Source organism: Kitasatospora sp. NPDC007106 (assembly GCF_040634455.1).
GTDB lineage: Bacteria > Actinomycetota > Actinomycetes > Streptomycetales > Streptomycetaceae > Kitasatospora > Kitasatospora arboriphila.
The window spans coordinates 1-3,957 of the sequence record NZ_JBEYFP010000568.1; the positions used below are offsets into that span (position 1 = coordinate 1).

Sequence of the window (3,957 nt, forward strand, 5' to 3'; positions counted from 1 at the left end):
CCGGAGGCCGCCCGGGCGGGCCCTGCGGCGTCACGGGGGCGGCGGGAGAATGCCGGGAGGGGGCCGCCCGGCCAGGGAGTACGCCATGGCGCAGCACCACGAGAGCTGCCCGCACTGCGGGCACCCCACCGACTGGCGGGCCGGGCTCACCGAGGAGGAGCTGCGCGGCATCGACCGGCGCCGGCGCCGGGGCCTTGGCGTGCTGGTGGTGTGCTGTGCGGCGCTGCTGCCGTGGATCGGCTTCCTGGCGGCGACGCTGCCGGTGCACTTCGAGGCCCGGCAGTGGCGGCTGGCCTGGGTCGGCTTCGACCTCGGGCTGCTGGTGGCGCTGGCGGCGACCGCCTGGTTCGGCTGGCGGCGGCGCCGGCTGCTGGTGCCGTGGGCGCTGGCGGCGGCCGTCCTGCTGATCTGCGACGCCTGGTTCGACGTGATGCTCTCCTGGGGGACGGACGACGTCTGGGCGAGCGTCGGCGCGGCCCTGCTGGTGGAGCTGCCGCTGGCGGCGCTGCTGCTGCTGCGGGTGCGGAGGATCCTGCAGGTCATGCTGCGGCACTACTGGTACCTCGCCGACCTGCCCGGTGAGCCGCCGCCGCTGTACCGGGCGCCGCTGCTCAGCGAGGGCACACCGGAGCGACCGCGGCAGCGGCCGGCCTGAGGACACCGTCGCGGCAGCGGCCGGCCCGAGGAACGTCGTCCGGGCGGGGACCGGGCCGGTCGACGGGCCGCGCTCTGGGCCGGTCGGAGCAACCGGGGGTCCGGCCCGGGGCGCGACCGGGCCGCTCGGGTGCGCGGCGGGTGACACTGGGGGTATGGCAGCGTCACCGGAGCAGAGCGGCGGGGACATCTTCACCCCGCCCGTCGTGGTGCGCCCGCCCACCCGGGGCGTCCGCCCGTACCGCCGGGTCGAGATCTACGGCCGGCTGGTGGGCCGGGCGTACGGCGAGGAGGACGTGGCGGAGTTCATCCGCCACGCGGGGGTGTCCGAGCCGGACCTGGACGACCCGGACCTGGTGGGCTGGCGCGGCGGCGACCGCACCGTCTGGACGGCGGACTGACGCGGGCCGCGCACGGCGGGCAGCCCGCCCGCGGGCGGGTGTCCACCCGGGCGGAGGCGGCCATCCAGGGCAATCGGGCCACTCCATCCGCCGAGGGGCGGGCCGCTGGAGTGGCCGGGCGGGAGGCGCGGGGCGGTAGTGGTAGCTGACCGCTCACGTCGGGTGAAGGAGTCCGCGATGCCCAAGGTCCGTCCGGCTGCCGTTGTCGTTGCCGCCCTGCTGGCCGCCGTCTGCCTCGGCTGCGCCCCGGGCGACCCGAACCCGGCGCCGCTGCCGGGCCGGCCGGCGCAGCAGGAGCCGTCGACGGAGTCCCCCGCCCCGAGCGCCGAGCCCGAGCCGTCCGCGACCCCGGCCCCGGGCACCCAGGTGTCGCTGGCCGACGGTGCGGGGTTCGGGCCGATCCTGGTGGACGCCCATGGCCGCACCCTCTACCTGTTCGCGGGTGACACCTCCACACAGTCGACCTGCTACGGCGAGTGCGCGACGCAGTGGCCGCCGCTGACCACCACCGGCTTCCCGGTCGCGGGCACCGGTGTGGACGACGGGCTGCTGGGGGTCGGGAAGCGGACCGACGGGGTCGGCCAGGTCCTCTACAAGGGGCACCCGCTGTACTACTTCGCGGAGGACGCGGCGCCCGGCGACGCGGGCGGCCAGCAGCTGGACCAGTGGTACGTGGTGGACGCGCTCGGCGACAGGGTGACGGCCGGCTGAACCCTGCGCGGGGCCCGGATCGGCAGCACCCGAACGGCGCTGAATGGTGGTCTGCACCATTTTCGAGGCCTGCATAGTCTTGCACAACGGACCCCAGGAATCTCCACCGGTCCGCCTCATCATTATGCACTGCGGCGGGTGGCGATACCCCGTCGGGCAATTCCTCAAGAGAAGCTCAAATTTACAAACCTTTGCCCTACCTGCACATACGCCAACTCCCGGGAGCTCCAAGGGTTTTGACGAATACTCATGATCATTCTCGTTCGAGCCAGATAACTATTCGGAATCATGGGGTTCTGTTCGACAAATCACTCCGCCTAGCCTTGGGCAACTCTCAACCCCTGCCATTTCATGGAGAGGTCAATCCCACCCATGGCTTCTGTCGACCAGCTCGCCCCGTCCTCCGCCCCGCCGACCGGCTCAGGCAGCCGATCACTGCGGCGCGAGGTCGGGCTGATCGGCCTCCTCTGGGCCTCCGTCGGCTCGATCATCGGCTCCGGCTGGCTGTACGGCGCCAAGAACGCCGTCATGGTCGCCGGCCCGGCGGCCCTCGTCTCCTGGGGCATCGGCGCGGTCGCGATCGTCCTGCTCGCGTTCGTCCACGCCGAGCTCGGCGGCCTCTTCCCGGTCGCCGGCGGCACCGCCCGCTACCCGCACTACGCCTTCGGCGGACTCGCCGGCATGTCGTTCGGCTGGTTCTCCTGGCTGCAGGCGGCGACGGTCGCCCCCATCGAGGTCGAAGCCATGATCGGCTACGCCGGTCACTGGGAGTTCGCCAAGGGCTTCCTGAACGACAACGGCACCCTGACCCCGAGCGGCTTCGTCGTCGCCGTCCTGCTCATGGGCGTCTTCGTCGCGGTCAACTTCCTCGGCGTCCGCGTGCTGGCGCACACCAACTCGGTGGCGACCTGGCTGAAGATCGCCGTCCCGCTGGCCACCATCCTCGTGCTCGCGGTGACCAACTTCCACGGCGGCAACTTCACCTCGCACGGCTTCGCGCCGTTCGGCATCAAGGGCGTGCTCGCCGCGATCAGCACCAGCGGCATCATCTTCGCGCTGCTCGGCTTCGAGCAGGCCATCCAGCTGGCAGGCGAGAGCAAGAACCCCAAGCGCGACATCCCGCGCGCGGTGCTCGGCTCGGTCGCCATCGGCACCCTGATCTACGTCCTGCTGCAGGTCGTCTTCATCGCCGCGCTGCCCGGCACCGCCTTCGCCAAGGGCTGGGAGAACCTGGACTTCCCCGGCATCTCCGGCCCGTTCGCCGGCCTCGCCACGCTGGTCGGCCTCGGCTGGCTGGCCTGGGTGCTGTACTTCGACGCCATCGTCTCCCCCGGCGGCACCGGCCTGATCTACACCACCTCCACCTCGCGCATCTCCTACGGCCTCAGCAAGAACGGCTACGCCCCGCAGCTGTTCGAGCGGGTCGACAAGCGCGGCGTGCCGTGGTTCGGCCTGATCATCTCCTTCGTCACCGGTGTCATCTGCTTCCTGCCCTTCCCGAGCTGGCAGGAGCTGGTCGGCTTCATCACCTCCGCCTCGGTGCTGATGTACGCCGGCGCCCCGCTCGCCTTCGGCGCCCTGCGCCGCCGCCTGCCGGACCGCGAGCGCTCCTACCGCCTGCCGTTCGGCGAGGTCATCGCCCCGCTGTCCTTCATCGTGGCGAGCCTGATCATCTACTGGACCGGCTGGCACACCCTGGCCCGCCTCGGCATCGCCATCGTCATCGGCTACGTGCTGCTCGGCAGCTACGCCGCGTACGCCGTCCGCAAGGGCCTGCCGAACGCGCCGCGCCTCGACTGGCGTCCGGCGCAGTGGCTGCCGGCGTACCTGCTCGGCCTCGGCCTGATCTCCTGGCTGGGCGGCTTCGGCGACGGCACCGGCACCATCCCGATGTGGTGGGACATGCTGCTCGTCGCGGCGTTCTCGCTCGGCATCTACCACTGGGCGATCCGCGTGGCGCTGCCCGCCGACGCGATCGACCAGAACATCGAGGACGTCGAGGTCGTCGACGAGGGCGGCCACTGATCCAACCCTCCGGGCAGCACCGGTCGGGTCACCGAACGGACCTGCTGCCCGCACCACCCGAGGAGCCCGGCCGCCCCACAGCGGCCGGGCTCCGCCGGTCTCCGGGCCGCCCGTCCGCCCTGCGAGGCCCCGCCCTCCCCACGAGCCGTCCCGGCAGCGCTGCCGC

At 72.4% G+C, this 3,957-nt stretch carries 4 protein-coding genes; all 4 read left to right on the forward strand.

The window, feature by feature from the left end:
* Positions 1–85: 85 nt before the first annotated feature.
* The 4 genes from ABZ641_RS28520 to ABZ641_RS28535 all read left to right on the forward strand — a co-directional run bounded on the left by ABZ641_RS28520 (position 86) and on the right by ABZ641_RS28535 (position 3,791).
* The gene (locus ABZ641_RS28520) at positions 86–655 is read left to right on the forward strand and encodes a hypothetical protein (RefSeq protein ID WP_344621784.1); all 570 of its coding nucleotides are present in this window, start codon (positions 86–88) and stop codon (positions 653–655) included.
* A 154-nt stretch (positions 656–809) separates the two neighbouring features.
* Positions 810–1,055 (forward strand): hypothetical protein, encoded by a 246-nt coding sequence (locus ABZ641_RS28525; RefSeq protein ID WP_344621783.1) that lies wholly within the window; start codon positions 810–812, stop codon positions 1,053–1,055.
* Between the two features lie 177 nt (positions 1,056–1,232).
* The gene (locus ABZ641_RS28530) at positions 1,233–1,766 is read left to right on the forward strand and encodes a hypothetical protein (protein WP_359986290.1); all 534 of its coding nucleotides are present in this window, start codon (positions 1,233–1,235) and stop codon (positions 1,764–1,766) included.
* 372 nt (positions 1,767–2,138) lie between these two features.
* Entirely contained in the window at positions 2,139–3,791 is a 1,653-nt protein-coding gene (locus ABZ641_RS28535; protein WP_344621781.1) for an APC family permease, read from the forward strand.
* Positions 3,792–3,957 lie beyond the last annotated feature (166 nt).